Genomic DNA, 17,578 nt, shown 5'->3' on the forward strand with positions numbered 1-17,578 from the left:
AAGGAGCACACACCATGCAAATCATTCTTCTGGACAAGGTTCTGAACGTCGGCGGCCTGGGCGACATCGTCAAGGTCAAGGACGGTTACGCACGCAACTTCCTGATCCCCTCGGGCCGCGCCCGTCGCGCCACCGCTGCCAACAAGGCCGAATTCGAAGCCAAGCGCGTCGAACTCGAAAAGGCTGCCGCCGCCAAGCTGGCCGAATCGCAAGCCCAGGGCGAGAAGCTCGCCGGCTCGACCGTCAAGCTGACCCAAAAGGCTGGCGTGGACGGCCGTCTGTTCGGTTCGGTCACCAACGGCGACATCGCCGAAGAGCTGAACAAGCAGGGCTACAAGGTTGCCAAGTCGCAAGTGCGCCTGCCCAACGGTCCGATCAAGATCGTCGGCGACAACACCGTGAGCGTCTCGCTGCACACCGACGTGGTCGTCGAGATCACCGTCACGGTCTACGGCGAAACCGCCTGATCGTTCGCAGCGCCCGGTGCGCTGACGCAAGAAAGCCGCCTTCGGGCGGCTTTTTCTTTTCTGCGCGCGAGTTGTCCACCTCGCCGCACCGGAAGTTCACTGTTTATTAACAACCTTGTCCACACACGCCGCGCCCTGCGCGGCTTAGCATGCAGGGTTGCAAGGGAAGTCCATGTCCGCCGTTTTCTCCTATGCCGACAATGATTCGTCGGCCGACCGCCAGATCGCGCAATTGCGCATTCCGCCTCACTCCATCGAGGCCGAGTCCAGCGTGCTGGGGGGCTTGTTGTTGGACAACGGCGCCTGGGACCGCATGGGCGACCTGCTGGTCGACGGCGACTTCTATCGCCACGAACACAAGCTGATCTACGCGGCCATCGGCGGGCTGATCAATGCCAGCAAGCCGGCCGACGTGATCACGGTCTTCGAGCAGTTGCAGAACCTCGGCAAGGCCGACGACATCGGCGGCCTGGTCTACCTGAACTCGCTCGCGCAGTACGTGCCGAGCGCGAGCAACATCCGGCGCTACGCCGAGATCGTGCGCGAGCGCTCCATCCTGCGCAAGCTCGTGTCCGCCGCCGACGAGATTGCGACCAACGCCTTCAATCCACAAGGCAAGCCAGTCGACAAGATCCTGGACGAAGCCGAGCAGAAGATCTTCAACATCGGCGAAGAAGGCACGCGGATGAAGCAGGGCTTCCAGAGCATGGATTCCCTGGTGGTCGAGCTGCTCGACCGCGTGACCGAGATGGCCGAGAACCCGAACGACATCACGGGCGTGCGCACGGGCTTCAACGACTTCGACAAGATGACCTCGGGCCTGCAGCCGGGCGACATGATCGTGCTGGCCGCGCGTCCGTCGATGGGCAAGACCTCGCTCGCGATCAACATCGCCGAGCACGTGGCGCTCGAAGAGGGGCTGCCGGTGGCGGTGTTCTCGATGGAAATGGGCGCCGCCCAGCTGGCGGTGCGTATCGTGGGCTCCATCGGCCGCATCGACCAGGGCCACCTGCGCACCGGCAAGCTCAGCGACGAAGAGTGGCCGCGCCTGACCGAAGCCATCGAGAAGCTGCGCACGGTGTCGCTGCATATCGATGAGACGCCGGGTCTCTCGTCCAGCGAGCTGCGCGCCAATGCGCGCCGGCTGGCGCGCCAGTACGGGCGCCTGGGCCTGATCGTGGTCGACTACCTGCAGCTCATGTCGACCAGCAGCTCGGGCGACGAGAACCGCGCCACGGCCGTGGGCGAAATCTCGCGCGGCCTGAAGATGCTGGCCAAGGAACTGAAGTGCCCGGTGATCGCGCTGTCGCAGCTCAGCCGCGGCGTGGAAGCGCGTACCGACAAGCGCCCCATGATGAGTGACTTGCGCGAATCCGGCGCCATCGAGCAGGACGCGGACATCATCATGTTCATTTACCGCGACGACTACTACAACAAGGAGTCGAAGGAGCCGGGCGTGGCCGAGGTGATCATCAGCAAGCACCGGAACGGCCCGACCGGCACGGTCAAGCTGGCCTTCCTGAAGCCGATCACCAAGTTCGAGAACCTGGTGGGCTACAGCAACAACGACGAGTACTGACCGCAGGGCGGCTCGTCAGCTGGTTTCGCTGTCGGGCCCGGGCGTCGAGGCCGGCGGCTTCTGCGCCCACTCCTTGTGCCGCGCCGCCTCGGCCTTCACCTGCCGCAGCAGGTCGGCCAGCGTCTTGCCGGGTTCATCCTGGAAGCGCGTGGTGAGCACCTCCACGGCCTCCATGCGGTCGACCCGGAAGCCGCGGAAATCGTTGCGCAGCTCGCACCACGTCGAGAGCGTCCAGACCTTGCCCCAGTAGAAGCAGCCCAGCGGTCGCACCGTGCGCTCGCTGGCATCGCCCGAGACGTCGCGGTAGTGCAGCTGCAGTTTCTGGTGGGCCTGCACGGCCTCGCGCAGGGTCTGCAGCCGGGTGCGCAGGGCGTCGTCGAGGCCGAGCGCGGGCGCATACAGCGCCAGCGCCTCGGCCGAGACGCGCGCCGCCGGCGGCAGCACCGACAGGATCTTGCCCAGACCCGTCTCGATGTTGCGCGCCATCGCCGGATCGACCCAGCTCTGGGTCATGCGCGCGGCGGCCACGAGCGCCGATGCCTCGTCCTGCGTGAACATCAGCGGCGGCAGCTCGAAGCCTGCGCCCAGGCGGTAGCCGACGCCGGCCTCGCCTTCGACCGGCACGCCCTGGTGCTGCAGGTCGGCCACGTCGCGGTACACCGTGCGTTCGGACACCTCCAGGCGCTGTGCCAGGAAGGCGGCCGTGGTGAGCCGGCGGCCGCGGATGAGCTGCACGAGCTGGAAGAGGCGGTCGGCGCGTCGCATCAACGCGTTCCGACGAGCTTCCGGGCGAAGTCCTCGACAAAGTAGCGCTTGCCGCGCTGGACCACCGTGTGGCCTTCGGCCTCGAGTCGCGACATCTGGGCCTCGATGCCGCCCGGGTACTTTGGGTTGAGCTCGCCGCCGATCTTGAGCGTGCGCCAGTACGGCGTGCCTGGCGTGCGACCGGCGCCCGTCGTCATGGCTTCCTCGGTGGCGTGGGCCACCATGTGGGCGAAGATGGCCGTGGTCACGGTGCAGCCGATGGTGGCCTGGTGGCGCGCCGCGATGTCTTCGCCGATGCCGAGCACGGTCGCGAGCCGGCCTTCGGGCACGCCGCGCATGGCCTCCTCGACTTCGGCGGGCGAAGGCGTGGCGATGGTGCCTTCGCCATGCCGCGCGCGCATGGCCGGGGGAATGGCCTTCACGTTCGGCAGGTTCGGGTAGCCAGCCAGCCTGTCGCGCCAGCCCTTGCGTGTGCTCATGAGACTCCGATATGGATCGCCACGGCGTCCGGCCCCTCGTAGGCTTCGAAATCGCTGCGGTAGCGGCGCACGATTTCCGGGTGCGCCTCGAAATACTGCCAGATGCGCTGCCAAGTGGCGATCACCATCTGCGGCATCTCGCCGCGGCCGGTGAACACGAGGTAGTCGCCGGCTTCGATGGCGACGCTGTCCGCGCCATCCGAGACGGCGACGCCAGCCGTCACGTCGAAGGCGCCGTGCGCATCCGATTCGTAGGCGGAGTAGATGCTGAAGATGCGCGTATCGCCGGTGCGGTGTGGCGTCGCGTCGTAGGTCTGCTCGCCGAAGAAGCGGTTCCACAGTGCGCCGATGCGCGCGGTGGCGGGGTCGTTCTCTTCGCGGTTGGTGGTGCGTGCCGTGAGGCCGGAGACCCGGAAGGCGTCGTGGTGTTGGCGGATGGGGTCCATGCGTTGTTTCTCCGGAAGTGTTGGATGAGGAGGGCGAAGGCGCTCAAAACAGGAGCGCCTTCGGCTCGGCCTTCATCGTCTGCGCGATCAGTTTCATGTCGATGTCGGTGATGTCGAACAGGCCGAAGCGGAACTTGTAGCCCCATTGCTTCGGGGTTTCGATGAAGGCGAGGCGTTCGATCAGCGGGGCGATGGGCGCCTCGTGCGCGGCGACGTAGGCCACGTCGCGACGCCACGGGACGAAGCCGTTGCCCATGTCGAATTCGTAGGGCTCGCCAGGCTGGACGATGCCGAGCGACACGAAGCTTTGCAGCTTGTCCGTGCCGCCGAACACCGTGGCCGGCGCATAGTAGGCCACGCGGTCGCCTGCTGCCACGCGCTTGAGCGGCGCGAGCTTGCCGTGGCCCACCTGCATGAACCCGAGCGGCCGGTGGTCCCGGCCGCGCCGGGCATGCTCGGCGCTGGCGACCGCAATCCAGTTGCGTTGTGCCATGGTGTCTCAGGCCGGGGCGTGCAGGCCGACTTCGTTGCCTTCGGTGTCGCGCAGGTGGGCGATGAAGCCCATGCCCGGCGGCAGCGCGGACTTGGGTGCCACGATCTGCCCACCGGCTGCTTCGACGCGTGAGAGCACGGCATCGATGCTCGGCATGCAGTCGAGGTAGACGCGGATGCCGCTGCCGGCCTGCGCGCTGGTGTTGGCGCCGGGCTTCAGCGCACCGCCGGTGGCGGGGTCGTCGTAGGGAAACACGGCCAGCGGGTTGCCGCCGAAGTCTTCGCGGCGCAGCTTGCGCGCGAGCACGGTTTCGTAGAAGGCCTGGGCGCGGTCCAGGTTGGCGACCGGAATCTCGAACCAGGTGATGGCATGGGTGGTCATGAAGAGCTCTCTTTCGTTCGTTGCGTTGGAAGGAGCCTGGATGGTGCGAGCCGCCTCCTGACAACGTCTTGTCAGTAGCCTGTCATGACGGACGAAAAAAAGCCCGCGATGCTCCAGGCGCATGCGCGGGCTTGTGTCGGCCGGAGCCGGCGAACTTAGAGCACGTCGCTTGCGAAGTCGGCCAGCCGCGAGCGTTCGCCGCGCGCCAGCGTGATGTGCCCGCCGTGCGGCCAGCCCTTGAACTTGTCGACCGCGAAGGTGAGGCCCGACGAGCCTTCGGTGAGGTAGGGCGTGTCGATCTGCGCGAGGTTGCCCATGCAGATGATCTTCGTGCCGGGGCCGGCGCGGGTGATCAGCGTCTTCATCTGCTTGGGCGTGAGGTTCTGCGCCTCGTCGATGATCACGTACTTGTTCAGGAAGGTGCGTCCGCGCATGAAGTTCATGCTCTTGACCTTGATGCGGCTGCGGATGAGCTCGTTGGTGGCCGCGCGGCCCCACTCGCCGGCACCGCCGCCGTCGCCCTTGGCCAGGAACTCGAGGTTGTCGTCGAGTGCGCCCATCCAGGGCCCCATCTTTTCTTCCTCGGTGCCGGGCAGGAAGCCGATGTCTTCACCCACGCTCACCGTGGCGCGCGTCATGATGATCTCGGTGTAGCGGCGGTCGTCGAGCACCTGCGTGAGGCCGGAGGCCAGCGCCATCAGCGTCTTGCCGGTGCCGGCCGTGCCGGTCAGCGTGACGAAGTCGATCTCGGGGTCCATCAGCAGGTTCATCGCGAAGTTCTGCTCGCGGTTGCGCGTGTTCACGCCCCACACCGCGTTCTTGCCCGAGCTGTAGTCCTTGAGCGTCTTGAGCACCGCGGTCTTGTCGCGGATTTCAGTGACGCGCGCGTACATGCTCGGCTCGCCGGGCGCCTCGAAGAAGACGAACTGGTTGATGTACAGGTTGGGCACCAGCGGGCCGCTGATCCGGTAGAAGGTGTTGCTGCCGCTCTGCCAGCTTTCGACCGTCTTGCTCTGGCGGGTCCAGAAGTCGGGCGGGAGGGCGAGCGAGCCGGCGTAGAGCAGGTCGCCGTCTTCCAGCGTCTTGTCGTTCTGGTAGTCGTCGGCGGCCAGGCCCAGGGCGCGCGCCTTGACGCGCATGTTGATGTCCTTGGACACCAGCACCACTTCCTGCTTCGGCTTGCCCGGGCGGTCCTTGGCGTACTCGTCGCGCAGCGCATGCACGACGCCGAGGATCTGGTTGTCGGCTTTGCCCTGGGGCAGGCTGATCGGCAGCGAGTAGTCGAGTGGCGCGGTCTGGAAGAAGAGGCGCCCGCCGGCTTCGCGGTGGCCGGTGGTGTCCAGCTTCAGGCCCTTGTCGATGTCGGCGTCCTGCGCGGCGGCCAGCGCGTCGAGCGTGCGGCTGGTCTGGCGGCCGTTGCGCGCGACTTCGGTCGTGCCCTTCTTGTGGCCGTCGAGCTCTTCCAGCACGATCATCGGCAGGAAGATGTCGTGCTCCTCGAAGCGGAACAGGCACATCGGATCGTGCAGCAGTACGTTCGTGTCGAGCACGAACAGCTTGGCCGGGCCGGTGGATTTGCGCTTGGGGCGTGCCGGGGGCTGAGGCGCCGCGACGGGTGTAGCGGCTGGGGGGGCGGGCGTGGGCACGCGCGTCTCGACCTGCACCATCGCGGGTTGTTGCTGCTGCGGTGCGCTCACCGGTGCCGACGTAGGTGCCGGGGCGGGCGCAGCCTTGGTTTTCGAGCGGCGTGCCGGACGCGCGGCCGGCGCATCGCCGCCGCCTTCCGTGCCGAGGTTGTCGAACAGCTCCAGCGGCTGCGGTCCGCTCTTGGCGGGGGCGTCGTCGCGCGAATCGCCGGAACGGCGCGAGTTTCTGTGCGAGGGACGGGCGGGTGCGTCGATGGCGTCCGGCGAGAGCAATGCGGCGCGTTTCGTGGGGGCGGGAGGCAATGGCATGGGTCAGGTCGCTCGCAAGGAAGAAAGAGGAAGGCCGGAAAACGAAAAAGCCGCCTGTAGACCCAGGCGGCTTCGTTCGGAGGATGCGGTCGTGGAGCTCAACGGCATGAGGCCATTATGCACACCGCAAAAGACGCACCAGAGGCTCTTTGCACGCTGCGTGGGGCAATTCCCACGGCTTGATGCAAAAGCGCACGCCCGGTGCCTTGCGGCGCTGTCAGGCAGCCTTCTTGAGTGCCTTGACGGCCTTGAGGACGTCTTCGACATGGCCTGGAACCTTGAGCCCGCGCCATTCGGCCTTCAGGATGCCGTCGGCGCCGATCAGGAAGGTGCTGCGCTCGATGCCCTTGACCTTCTTGCCGTACATGATCTTGTTCTTGACCACGCCGAACATGTGGCACATTTTTTCTTCGGTGTCGGCAATCAGTTCGAAGGGGAGTTCGAGCTTGGCCTTGAATTCGTCGTGCGACTTCATGTTGTCGCGCGACACGCCGAAGACGGTGGCGCCGGCTTTTTCGAAGTCTTTGTAGTGGTCGCGGAACTGCATCGCTTCGGTCGTGCAACCCGGAGTGTTATCTTTCGGGTAAAAATACATGACCATGACGTGGCCGAGGTGCGAGGTGTTCGAAACCTTGATGCCGCCCGTGGCGTTGGCGTCGAATTCAGGAATGGGTTTGTTGACAACGATCGCCATGAAACTTGTTTTCTCCGTTAGATTCCGTTCTCCGAGCCCTCTCAGCCCTTTTCAGGCTTGCTCGATGAACGGAGGATTGGTCGTTGCTAACTTTGGGTAGCTGGCCGGTTCGCAACCCGCTATTTTACCTCGAAAACCCCTCTCTCAGTCAGCCGCCGGGCTCTCGACCAGCAAGGCGGCGATCACGTGCCGTCCTTCGCCGGCCAGGATGTTGTAGGTTCGGCAGGCCGCCGGGGTGTCCATGGTCTCCACGCCGGTGCGTTGAGCCATCAGGGGCTGCAGCCATGCGGGCTGGGGAAAACGGATGCGGGTTCCGCTGCCGAAAATGACCAATTCGGCGCCCAAAGAGGCCAATTGCGCGAAATGTTCGGGGCCCAGCTGGTCGAAACGCGTGCAATCCCAGGCAAAGCGTTCGCCGCGCGAACCGACGACCACGCTGCCCTCGATCTTTTCGTTGTTGATCGCGACCCAGCCGGGGCCGTGTGCGGTGAGGGTCTGGGCGTCGGATTTGTCGGGCTGGAGCTTCATCGGGGCACTGGGAACTGTGGTCAAATTATAGGTTTTCCCCAGTGACACGAGGCCCTCAGGGGCCTTTGACCTTCGAGTAAACCCGCCCGGGAGGGCCCCTTTGAAGCAGCTCAAGAAATCGGCCAAGCTGGCCAACGTCCTCTATGACATCCGCGGTCCCATCATGGACGCTGCCAAGCAGATGGAGGAAGAAGGCCAGAAGATCATCAAGCTCAACATCGGCAACCTGGCCGTGTTCGGGTTCGATGCGCCTGAGGAAATCCAGCAGGACATGATCCGCAACCTGCCGACCTCGGCGGGGTACTCGGACAGCAAGGGTGTTTTCGCGGCGCGCAAGGCCGTGATGCACGAGACCCAGAAGCAGGGCATCGCGGGCGTCACGCTCGACGACATCTACCTGGGCAACGGCGCCAGCGAGCTGATCGCCATGTCCACCAACGCGCTGCTCAACGACGGCGACGAGCTGCTGCTGCCGGCCCCCGACTACCCGCTGTGGACCGCCTCCACGAGCCTGTCGGGCGGCACGCCGGTGCACTACCTGTGCGACGAGGACAACGGCTGGATGCCGAACCTGGCCGACATCCGCGCCAAGATCACGCCGCGCACCAAGGGCATCGTGGTCATCAACCCGAACAACCCGACCGGCGCGCTGTATTCCGACGAGCTGCTCAAGAGCCTCGTCGAAATCGCCCGCGAGCACGGCCTCGTGATCTTCGCCGACGAGGTCTACGACAAGGTGCTGTACGACGGCGTCAAGCACACGGCCATCGCCAGCCTGTCGACCGACGTGCTCACGCTGACCTTCAATTCGCTGTCCAAGAGCTACCGCTCGTGCGGCTACCGCGCCGGCTGGCTCGTGGTGTCGGGCGACAAGCGCAGCGCACGCGACTACATCGAGGGCCTGAACATGCTCTCGAACATGCGTCTGTGCGCCAACGTGCCGGGCCAGTGGGCCATCCAGACGGCGCTCGGCGGCTACCAGAGCATCAACGACCTCGTGTGCGAAGGCGGGCGCCTGCGCCGCCAGCGCGACCTGGCCTACGAGCTGATCACCGCCATTCCGGGCGTGAGCTGCGTCAAGCCCAGCGCCGCGCTCTACATGTTTCCCAAGCTCGATCCCGAGGTCTATCCGATCGCGGACGACCGCCAGTTCTTCCTCGAGCTGCTGAAGGAAACCCGCGTGATGCTGGTGCAGGGCACCGGCTTCAACTGGGCCACGCCGGACCACTTCCGCATCGTGTTCCTGCCCCACGAAGACGACTTGCGAGAGGCCATCAACCGCATCGCCAAGTTCCTGGAGCAGTACCGGTTGCGTCGCAAGACGGGGCCATGAAATCCGCCTGCGTCGCTGCCGCGCTGTTGCTGGGCGCACTGTCTGTCGGCGCGGCCGGGAAGAAAGAGCCGGTCTCGTTCTCGCACAACGACTGGGAGTTGGTCTGCGACAACACGCTGACCTGCCGCGCCGCCGGCTACCAGGCGGACAGCGGGGAACACCAGCAGGTGTCGATGCTGATCACCCGCGTGGCCGGGCCGAACGCGGCCCTGGACATCCAGCTGCAGATCGGCGATGACGGCGGTGCCAAGGGGCCGCTGCGCTTCAAGGTCGGCAAGGCCGCTCTGTCCGGCCTCGACGCGGGAACCGCCAGCTTCGACCAAGGCCAGATCCGCGCCGTGCTGCCCGAGCTGCTCAAGAGCGACGACGCCACCGTCACGGCCAACGGCGGCAAGAAGTGGACGCTGTCGCTCGCCGGCCTCAACGCCGTGCTGCTGAAAATGGACGAAGCGCAGGGCCGCGTCGGCACCCCGGGCGCACTGGTGCGCAAGGGCACCAAGCCCGAGTCTTCCGTGCTGCCGCCGGTGCCCATGCCCGTCGTCCAGGTGGTCAAGCCGCCCAAGGCGAAGCCCGGCGACGCCGCGCTGCCCGCGCGCATCTTTGCGTCGCTCGACATTGCCGCAGTGAAGGAACAGTGCAACAACAGCACCGACTTCAGCGCCAAATCGCTGGAGGTTTTCCGCCTGAGCAGCAGCAAGGTGCTGCTGTCCATGGGCTGCGGCATGGGTGCGTACAACTATTCGAGCCTGCTCTGGATCGCCAACGACAAGCCGCCCTATGCGCCGGTGTCCCTCGAGGCGAACGGCGACTTCGACGACAAGGACGCCAGCGTCACCTCGGCCATGAAAGGCCGCGGGATCGGCGACTGCTGGTCGAGCGAAACCTGGCACTTCAACGGCACGAGCTTCGTGCGCACTAGCGCGACCGGCGACGGCATGTGCCGCGGCTTCGCCGGCGGCGCCTGGAGCCTGCCGCGCTACGTCAGCCGCATCGTGGACGCCGCACCGTCCGCCACCCCATCCAAACCATGAACGCCATGAGCGCGACTCTCCCAATGAAATCCATCCAAGTAGGCCTGCTCGGCGCAGGCACGGTCGGCAGCGGCACCTTCAAGGTGCTCCAGCGCAACCAGGAAGAAATCAAGCGCCGCGCAGGCCGCGGCATCGAGATCACCATGGTGGCCGACCTCGACACCGCCCGTGCTCGCGAAGTGGCCGGCGAAGGCGTGACCGTGGTCGCCGATGCGCGCGAAGTCATCGCCAACCCCGACATCGACATCGTCATCGAGCTGATCGGCGGCTACGGCATCGCCAAGCAGCTCGTGCTCGAAGCCATTGCGGCCGGCAAGCACGTGGTCACGGCCAACAAGGCGCTGCTCGCCGTGCACGGCACCGAGATCTTCGCGGCCGCGCACGCCAAGGGCGTGATGGTGGCCTTCGAGGCCGCGGTGGCCGGCGGCATCCCGATCATCAAGGCGCTGCGCGAAGGCCTCACGGCCAACAGCATCCAGTGGCTGGCCGGCATCATCAACGGCACGACCAACTTCATCCTGTCCGAGATGCGCGACAAGGGCCTGGACTTCGCCACCGTGCTGAAGGAAGCCCAGCGCCTGGGCTACGCCGAAGCCGACCCCACCTTCGACATCGAAGGCGTCGACGCCGCGCACAAGGTCACGCTGATGAGCGCCATCGCGTTCGGCATCCCGGTGCAGTTCGACAAGGCGCACATCGAGGGCATCACCAAGCTCGCTGCACAAGACATCAAGTATGCCGAGCAGCTCGGCTACCGCATCAAGCTGCTGGGCGTGACCAAGCGCACCGCCCAGGGCATCGAGCTGCGCGTGCACCCGTCGCTGGTGCCGTCCAAGCGCCTGCTGGCGAACGTCGAAGGCGCGATGAACGCCGTGGTCGTGCACGGCGACGCCGTGGGCACCACGCTGTACTACGGCAAGGGCGCCGGCAGCGAGCCGACCGCCAGCGCCGTGATCGCCGACCTCGTCGACATCACCCGCCTGCACACCGCCGACGCCGCGCACCGCGTGCCGCACCTGGCGTTCCACCCCGACGCCATGAGCGACCTGAAGGTGCTGCCGATGTCGGAAGTCGTCACCAGCTACTACCTGCGCCTGCGCGTGGCCGACCAGGCCGGCGTGCTCGCCAAGGTGACGGGCCTGCTGGCCACCGCCGGCATCAGCATCGACGCCGTGCTGCAACGCGAAGCCGACGAAGTGGGCGGCGAAGGCTCCACGCAGACCGACCTCATCATCCTCACGCACGACGCGCGCGAAGGCACCGTCAACGACGTCATGGCCGAGCTGCAGGCGCTGCCGACCGTGCTCGAGCCCATCGTGCGCATCCGCAAGGAAGAGTTGAAGTGAACTACCTGAGCACACGCGGCCACGCCGACCGCAAGCGCTTCTGCGAAATCCTCCTCGAAGGCCTGGCGCCCGATGGCGGCCTGTACCTGCCTGAGACGTACCCGCAGGTCGACACCGCCACGCTCGCCAAGTGGCGCACGCTGCCCTACGCCGAGCTGGCCTTCGAAATCCTCTCGCTGTACATCGACGACATTCCTGCGGCCGACCTGAAGGCGATCTGCGCGAAGACCTACACGGCGGAAGTGTTCGGCACCGACGAGATCGTGCCGCTGCGCGAGCTCGAAGATGGCGTGTACCTCGAAGCCCTGTCCAACGGTCCCACGCTGGCCTTCAAGGACATGGCGATGCAGCTCTTGGGCAACCTGTTCGAGTACGAACTGGCCCGCCGCGGCGCCGAGCTCAACATCCTGGGCGCCACCAGTGGCGACACGGGCAGCGCGGCCGAGTACGCCATGCGCGGCAAGAAGGGCGTGCGCGTCTTCATGACCTCGCCCGACGGCCGCATGAGCCCGTTCCAGCAGGCGCAGATGTTCAGCCTGCAGGACGCCAACATCCACAACATCGCCATCACCGGCGTGTTCGACGACTGCCAGGACATCGTCAAGGCCGTGTCGAACGACCTGGCCTTCAAGCGCAAGTACCGCATCGGTACGGTCAACTCGATCAACTGGGCGCGCCTGCTGGCGCAGGTCGTCTACTACTTCGCAGGCTACTTCCAGGCCACGGCGAGCAACGACAAGCCGGTGAGCTTCACGGTGCCTTCGGGCAACTTCGGCAACGTCTGCGCGGGCCATGTGGCACGCATGATGGGCCTGCCGATCCAGACGCTGGTGGTCGCCACCAACGAGAACGACGTGCTCGACGAGTTCTTCCGCACCGGCGTGTACCGTGTGCGCGCGGCGGTCGACACGCACGAAACCTCGAGCCCGTCGATGGACATCAGCAAGGCCAGCAACTTCGAGCGCTTCGTGTTCGACCTGGTCGGTCGCGATCCCGCCAAGCTGCGCCAGCTGTTCGTGGACGACCTGGGCCTGACGGGCAGCTTCGACCTGAGCGCCGACCCAGCGTTCAAGCAGGCCGCCGAGCGCTTCGGCTTCCGCAGTGGTCGCAGCACGCACGCCGACCGGCTCGCGATGATCCGCGACACCGAGAAGCGCTTCGCCACGCTGATCGATCCGCACACCGCCGACGGCCTCAAGGCCGCGCGCGAGCAGCTGGTGCCCGGCGTGCCGATGGTGGTGCTCGAGACCGCGCTGCCGATCAAGTTCGCGGCCACGGTGGTCGAGGCGCTGGGCGAGGAGCCCGCGCGCCCGAAGAAGTTCGAAGGCATCGAAGCCTTGCCCAAGCGCGTGGTCCAGCTGCCGGCCGATGCCGAGGCCGTCAAGGCCTACATCGCCCAGCACTGCGACTGACCGGGGCGCCCGCGGCATGAAGGTCGTCGGCTTCGCCGGGTATTCCGGCGCAGGCAAGACCACGCTGGTGGAGCGCCTGATTCCCGTGCTCAAGCAGCGCGGGCTGCGCGTGTCGGTGGTCAAGCATGCGCACCACCGCTTCGACATCGACCACGTCGGCAAGGACACCTGGCGCCACCGGCAGGCCGGGGCCTTCGAGGTGGTCGTCGCGTCCGACCAGCGGCTCGCGCTGATGCGCGAGTTCGAGGTGCCGGTCGAGCTCACGGTGCACCAGCTGCTCGCCGAGCTGCATCCGGCGGTCGACTGGGCGCTGGTCGAGGGCTTCCGGCACAGCGACGTGCTCAAGATCGAGGTCTGGCGACCGAGCGGCGACGGCGAGGCGCCGCGCCCCGCGCTCTACATCGACGACCCCTTTGTCACCGCCATCGCCACCGATGTGCCGGCCGGCCTGCCCGAGGCCACGGCGCGCCCGGTGCTCGACCTCAACGACGCCGAGGCCATTGCCACGTGGTTGATCGACAGCGGCGAGCGCTTCGACTACAACCCCGGACACCATGGCTGATTCCTCTCCCGTTCCCTTCGCCGCCTCGTCCTCGCGCCCGCCGCTGATGCCGCTCGATGAAGCGATCGCGGTGCTGCTCGCCAAGGCCCGGCCGCTGCTGCCGGCCGAAAGCGTCGGCACCTTCGACGCCGACGGGCGCGTGCTGGCGCAGGACCTCGTCTCAGGCCTCACCGTGCCGCCGCGCGACAACAGCGCGATGGACGGCTACGCCGTGCGCGCGGCCGATTGCGCCACGCCCGGCACCGAGCTGGCCGTGACGCAGCGCATTCCCGCCGGCACCGTCGGCACCCCCCTCGCGGCCGGCACGGCGGCGCGCATCTTCACGGGCGCGCAGATTCCCGAAGGCGCCGACGCGGTCGTCATGCAGGAAGACACGGCCGCCACGCCCCAAGAGGGCGGCCTGGGGGCGGTGCGCATCGCCATCGCGCCGGTGGCCGGCCAGTGGGTGCGCCGCGCAGGCGAAGACGTGGCCTCGGGCGACGTGGTGCTCCAGCGCGGCGAACGCCTCACGCCCGCCGCGCTCGGCCTGGCCGCCAGCGTCGGCTTCGACAAGCTGCAGGTCGCGCGCAAGCCGCGCGTGGCCATGCTCTCGACCGGCGACGAGCTGGTGATGCCTGGCGAGGTCGCGCCCGACGCGATGAAACCCGGCGCGATCTATAACTCGAACCGCTTCTTCATGCGCGCGCTGCTGCACCGCCTGGGCTGCGAGGTGAACGACCTGGGCATCGTGCCCGACAACCGCGAAGCCACCATCGCCGCGCTGCGCGAGGCGGCCGAGGCAAACGACCTGATCATCACCACCGGCGGCGTCTCGGTCGGCGAAGAAGACCACATCCGCGCCGCGCTGCAGTCGCTGGGCGAGCTGCAGCTGTGGTCGCTGTCGATGAAGCCCGGCAAGCCTTTCGCCTACGGCTCCATTGCGCGCAGGAACGGGCAGGGCGCCTGCCACGTCACGGGGCTGCCCGGCAACCCGGTGTCGAGCTTCCTGACCTTCCTGATGCTGGTGCGGCCCTTCCTGCTCGCGCTGCAGGGCGCCACGCGCGTGGCGCCGGCGGCCGTGCCGCTGCGCGCCGATTTCGACTGGCCGCGCGCCGACAAGCGCCGCGAGTTCCTGCGCGTGCGGCGCAACGCGGCGGGCGGGCTCGACCTGTTCGCCAACCAGAGTTCGGGCGTGCTCACCTCGATGGTCTGGGGCGATGGCCTGGTCGACAACCCGGCGGGCCGGACGATCAAGACCGGCGACACCGTGAACTTCATTCCCCTCGCATCGCTGCTCGGCTGAATCTCCCCATGAAGGTCCGCATCCGTTATTTCGCTTCCGTGCGCGAGGCGCTGTCCAGCAGCGGTGAAACCGTCGACACGGCCGCCGGCACGCTGGCCGCCCTGCGCGACGAACTCATCGCCCGCGGCGGCGCCTACGCCATTGCGCTCGCACGCGGCAAGGCCGTGCGCATGGCGCTCGATCAGGCCATGAGCGACGAAGCCGCCGCCCTGCGCGACGACTGCGAAGTCGCGTTCTTCCCGCCCGTCACGGGCGGCTGAGCCGCGCGTCCAGCGCCACGAGGCGCTCGCGCAGGCCGTCCGACGCGCGGGTCATCGGCGAGCGCAGCTCGTCACGCAGTTCGCCCGCATGCGCCAGCAGCGCCTTCAGCGGGCCCGGGTTGGGTTCGGCAAACAGCATTTCCAGCAGCGGTTGCAGCGGCTGCCATTCGGCGCGCGCCTCGGCCAGCCGGTTCTCGGCCAGCAGGCGCACCAGCCGCACGAGGCGCTTCGTCTGCACATGGCCGCTGGCCGCGATGGCGCCCACGCCGCCTTCGGCCATGGTGGCGAAGATCTGGTGGTCTTCGCCCGTGAGCACCTGCAGCCGGCCGTCGGCGATCACGGCGCGGGTCTTGGTCATGTCGCCGCCGCAGTCCTTGATGCCGCGGATGCGTGGGTGCTCCGCCAGCGCCAGCATCGTCTCGCGCGAGATGGTCACGCCCGTACGGTAGGGAATGTCGTAGACCAGCACGGGCACCGTGCTGGCGTCGGCGATGGCGTGGAACCACTCGAGCACGCCGGCCTGCGACGGGCGGATGTAGTGCGGCGCGGCCACCAGCAGGCCCGCCAGCGGGCGTTCCGAGAGCTTGCGCACCCACGCCGTGGCCTTGCCCAGGTGGTAGCCCGACACGCCCATCACGACCGGCAGGCCGCCCGCGGCGGTCAGCACGGTGTCGAGCACGGCGAGATGTTCGGCCTCGTCGAGCGCGGCGGCCTCGCCGGTCGAGCCGCAGGGCACGAAGCCGGTCACGCCGTCGTCGGCGAGCCGGCGCACGAGCGCGGCCAGGGCGGTGTGGTCGACGGCGCCGTCGCGGAACGGGGTGACGAGGGCGACCCACAGGCCCGAGAAATCGGGGGTGTCGGTGGTTGGTTGTTGTTGTGGCACGCAGGCTTCCTTTCAGGAATCGACCGATGGAAAGAACCACCGTCCGATGCGCGCGCAACCCGAGAGGGGCCAAAGCCTTGGCAGGTTCCGTCGCTCATCCGACGACGGAACCTCGGCTCCGGTCAGACGAGCTTTGGTTTTTTGGCTTTGTTGCCTTGGCGCGCGCAGCGGCTCTCGGGCTGAGACAGCAGCGGGGAGAACGTGGCGAGACAAGGCATTGCCGCAGTCTAGCGCGATGCCACAATTCGGACATGAGCGTTGCACGTGTTTCGATCCAGACGGCCGATTTCGATCTCGCGACCGAGGTCGCCGCGTTGCGCGCGGGCGACAAACGCGTGGGCGCCGTCTGCAGTTTCGTGGGCACGGTCAGGGACCGCAACGACGGCAGCACCATCGCTTCGATGGAGCTGGAGCACTACCCCGGCATGACCGAAAAAGCCATCGAGGCCATGATCGACGAGGCTCACAAGCGCTTCGACATCCTCGGCGCGCGCGTGATCCATCGCGTGGGCCTGCTGCAGCCGCTGGACCAGATCATGATGGTGGCGGTGGTGTCCGCCCACCGCGGCCAGAGCTTCCAGGCCTGCGAATTCCTGATGGACTACCTGAAGACGCAGGCGCCGTTCTGGAAGAAGGAGCAGACGCCCGAGGGCGCGCGCTGGGTCGATGCCCGCGTGACCGACGACGAAGCGCTGGCGCGCTGGGGCATCGCCGCCTCGAACAGCGCCACCTGAACGGCGCGTTCGAGACTTACGGCGCGATCAGCGCCGAGGTTGCCAGTGCCTTGGCTTCCGCACTGCAATCCTGAGCCGGCACCGCCCCTGCCGCACGTGCCTTCGCAATCTCCGACCGGGCGCCCGCCATCTGCGCCTGGAACACCGGGTTCACGTGCAGCCTGGCCACGGTCGCCGCGCCGACCAGCCGGCCGTTTTCGATGTCGCTCTGCCAGTGCACGCCGCAGATCGCGCGGCTTTGCGAGAAGGCCCGGCCGCGCTGCAGCAGCGCATCGGCGCGTTCGGGCGCGAGTTCCGTCAGCACCAAAGCCCAGGCCCAGCCCACGGCCGAGTGGCCTGAGGGGTAGGAGCCGTCCTTGGCCAGCGAGGCTTCTTCAGCGGGCGTGCAGCTGCCGGTCTTGAAGGCTACGAAGGGGCGCGTGCGGTTGTAGGTGTTCTTGGCCTTGTAGGTGGCCGTGCCGGCGTCGGCCAGCGTGCGGCGCAGCAGCATGTTCAGGTTCGGCGTGGCCTGCTCGGAGATGGGCATGCCCAGCGCGCACGAGAACACCTCGGCGGCTTTCGGAAACTTGAGGTTGGCGTCCTGCACCGCCAGTGCGCCGCGCGGCGTGCCCTGCAGGGCCGTGAGCGCGCGGAAGGTGGCGCCGTCGGCCGCCAGCGCGGCCGAGCCCTCGGCCGGGGGCGCCGGCAGCAGGGCGAGGCTGTCGGGCAGCTCGGCGGCGGGCAGGTAGCCCTTGAGGTAGCCCGAGCCCGGGCGCAATTCGCCGACTTCGGCGGGGGAGATCGGCGCGGTGCTGCCGCAGGCGCCAAGCAGCAGCGCGGCGGCCAGCGAGGCGGCGAGGGTCGTGAATCGCATGAGGGATGTGTCTCCGGCTTTGTTGTTGGAAGGCGAGGGCCCATCGTAGAGGGGCCTCGCCGGGCCGGAAGATCACCCAGGTGACGGCCGTCTCA

At 67.4% G+C, this 17,578-nt stretch carries 20 protein-coding genes; 10 read left to right on the top strand and 10 right to left on the bottom strand.

The genetic code is table 11. The features are described from left to right. Nucleotides 1-14 precede the first annotated feature (14 nt). The gene (gene rplI / locus AC07OH_RS01595; RefSeq protein WP_489057418.1) at nt 15-467 is read left to right on the top strand and encodes a 50S ribosomal protein L9; all 453 of its coding nucleotides are present in this window, start codon (nt 15-17) and stop codon (nt 465-467) included. A 172-nt stretch (nt 468-639) separates the two neighbouring features. Then, nucleotides 640-2,046, top strand: coding sequence for a replicative DNA helicase (dnaB, locus tag AC07OH_RS01600; protein ID WP_056583115.1), 1,407 nt, complete (start codon nt 640-642; stop codon nt 2,044-2,046). Between the two features lie 15 nt (nt 2,047-2,061). On the opposite strand, the gene AC07OH_RS01605 is transcribed toward dnaB, so the two are convergent. The 8 genes from AC07OH_RS01605 to AC07OH_RS01640 all read right to left on the bottom strand — a co-directional run bounded on the left by AC07OH_RS01605 (nt 2,062) and on the right by AC07OH_RS01640 (nt 7,787). Continuing rightward, the gene (locus tag AC07OH_RS01605) at nt 2,062-2,811 is read right to left on the bottom strand and encodes a helix-turn-helix transcriptional regulator (RefSeq protein ID WP_495299344.1); all 750 of its coding nucleotides are present in this window, start codon (nt 2,809-2,811) and stop codon (nt 2,062-2,064) included. Then, nucleotides 2,811-3,290 carry an MGMT family protein gene (locus AC07OH_RS01610; protein ID WP_095744698.1) on the bottom strand — a complete coding sequence of 160 codons (480 nt, stop codon included), beginning with the start codon at nt 3,288-3,290 and terminating at the stop codon, nt 2,811-2,813. The genes AC07OH_RS01605 and AC07OH_RS01610 overlap by 1 nt, the downstream gene beginning before the upstream one ends. Beyond that, the gene (locus AC07OH_RS01615) at nt 3,287-3,736 is read right to left on the bottom strand and encodes a GyrI-like domain-containing protein (protein WP_489057415.1); all 450 of its coding nucleotides are present in this window, start codon (nt 3,734-3,736) and stop codon (nt 3,287-3,289) included. The genes AC07OH_RS01610 and AC07OH_RS01615 overlap by 4 nt, the downstream gene beginning before the upstream one ends. Before the next feature lie 43 nt (nt 3,737-3,779). Further along, nucleotides 3,780-4,229 (bottom strand): EVE domain-containing protein, encoded by a 450-nt coding sequence (locus AC07OH_RS01620; protein ID WP_495299345.1) that lies wholly within the window; start codon nt 4,227-4,229, stop codon nt 3,780-3,782. 6 nt (nt 4,230-4,235) lie between these two features. After that, nucleotides 4,236-4,610 (bottom strand): VOC family protein, encoded by a 375-nt coding sequence (locus AC07OH_RS01625; protein ID WP_062473002.1) that lies wholly within the window; start codon nt 4,608-4,610, stop codon nt 4,236-4,238. Between the two features lie 155 nt (nt 4,611-4,765). After that, nucleotides 4,766-6,565, bottom strand: coding sequence for a PhoH family protein (locus tag AC07OH_RS01630; protein WP_495299346.1), 1,800 nt, complete (start codon nt 6,563-6,565; stop codon nt 4,766-4,768). A gap of 217 nt (nt 6,566-6,782) precedes the next feature. Beyond that, nucleotides 6,783-7,259: a peroxiredoxin gene (locus AC07OH_RS01635; protein WP_062472998.1), complete on the bottom strand. Its 477-nt coding sequence runs from the start codon at nt 7,257-7,259 to the stop codon at nt 6,783-6,785. 144 nt (nt 7,260-7,403) lie between these two features. After that, a complete protein-coding gene (locus AC07OH_RS01640; RefSeq protein WP_099796229.1) occupies nt 7,404-7,787 on the bottom strand; it encodes an Mth938-like domain-containing protein in 384 nt (127 codons plus the stop codon). A gap of 100 nt (nt 7,788-7,887) precedes the next feature. Between AC07OH_RS01640 and AC07OH_RS01645 the strand changes: the two genes are divergently transcribed. Genes AC07OH_RS01645 through AC07OH_RS01675 form a run of 7 tightly spaced genes read left to right on the top strand, consistent with a single transcriptional unit; the run spans nt 7,888 to nt 15,013 of the window. Beyond that, complete coding sequence (locus AC07OH_RS01645) at nt 7,888-9,120, top strand: pyridoxal phosphate-dependent aminotransferase (RefSeq protein WP_095950778.1); 1,233 nt, start codon at nt 7,888-7,890, stop codon at nt 9,118-9,120. After that, the gene (locus AC07OH_RS01650; protein WP_495299347.1) at nt 9,117-10,151 is read left to right on the top strand and encodes a DUF1176 domain-containing protein; all 1,035 of its coding nucleotides are present in this window, start codon (nt 9,117-9,119) and stop codon (nt 10,149-10,151) included. The genes AC07OH_RS01645 and AC07OH_RS01650 overlap by 4 nt, the downstream gene beginning before the upstream one ends. Nucleotides 10,152-10,174: 23 nt before the next feature. Further along, entirely contained in the window at nt 10,175-11,497 is a 1,323-nt protein-coding gene (locus AC07OH_RS01655; RefSeq protein ID WP_495299348.1) for a homoserine dehydrogenase, read from the top strand. Next, the gene (gene thrC / locus AC07OH_RS01660; RefSeq protein WP_495299349.1) at nt 11,494-12,909 is read left to right on the top strand and encodes a threonine synthase; all 1,416 of its coding nucleotides are present in this window, start codon (nt 11,494-11,496) and stop codon (nt 12,907-12,909) included. Before AC07OH_RS01655 ends, thrC begins: the two co-directional genes overlap by 4 nt. 16 nt (nt 12,910-12,925) lie before the next feature. Further along, nucleotides 12,926-13,471, top strand: a complete 546-nt coding sequence (gene mobB / locus AC07OH_RS01665; RefSeq protein ID WP_492743450.1) for a molybdopterin-guanine dinucleotide biosynthesis protein B — start codon at nt 12,926-12,928, stop codon at nt 13,469-13,471. Next, nucleotides 13,464-14,753, top strand: coding sequence for a molybdopterin molybdotransferase MoeA (locus AC07OH_RS01670; protein WP_495299350.1), 1,290 nt, complete (start codon nt 13,464-13,466; stop codon nt 14,751-14,753). Before mobB ends, AC07OH_RS01670 begins: the two co-directional genes overlap by 8 nt. 8 nt (nt 14,754-14,761) lie before the next feature. After that, nucleotides 14,762-15,013 carry a MoaD/ThiS family protein gene (locus tag AC07OH_RS01675; RefSeq protein ID WP_489057408.1) on the top strand — a complete coding sequence of 84 codons (252 nt, stop codon included), beginning with the start codon at nt 14,762-14,764 and terminating at the stop codon, nt 15,011-15,013. Here the strand turns inward: AC07OH_RS01675 and dapA are convergent. After that, nucleotides 15,000-15,896, bottom strand: a complete 897-nt coding sequence (gene dapA / locus AC07OH_RS01680) for a 4-hydroxy-tetrahydrodipicolinate synthase (protein WP_495299351.1) — start codon at nt 15,894-15,896, stop codon at nt 15,000-15,002. The two genes, AC07OH_RS01675 and dapA, sit on opposite strands and share 14 nt — an antisense overlap. A gap of 251 nt (nt 15,897-16,147) precedes the next feature. Between dapA and AC07OH_RS01685 the strand changes: the two genes are divergently transcribed. Further along, nucleotides 16,148-16,630 (top strand): molybdenum cofactor biosynthesis protein MoaE, encoded by a 483-nt coding sequence (locus AC07OH_RS01685; protein WP_139706126.1) that lies wholly within the window; start codon nt 16,148-16,150, stop codon nt 16,628-16,630. A gap of 16 nt (nt 16,631-16,646) precedes the next feature. Here the strand turns inward: AC07OH_RS01685 and AC07OH_RS01690 are convergent, their stop codons facing one another. Continuing rightward, nucleotides 16,647-17,483, bottom strand: a complete 837-nt coding sequence (locus AC07OH_RS01690) for an acid phosphatase (protein ID WP_495299352.1) — start codon at nt 17,481-17,483, stop codon at nt 16,647-16,649. Nucleotides 17,484-17,578 lie beyond the last annotated feature (95 nt).

The sequence above is a fragment of the Variovorax sp. GW821-FHT10C12 genome (assembly GCF_059415405.1).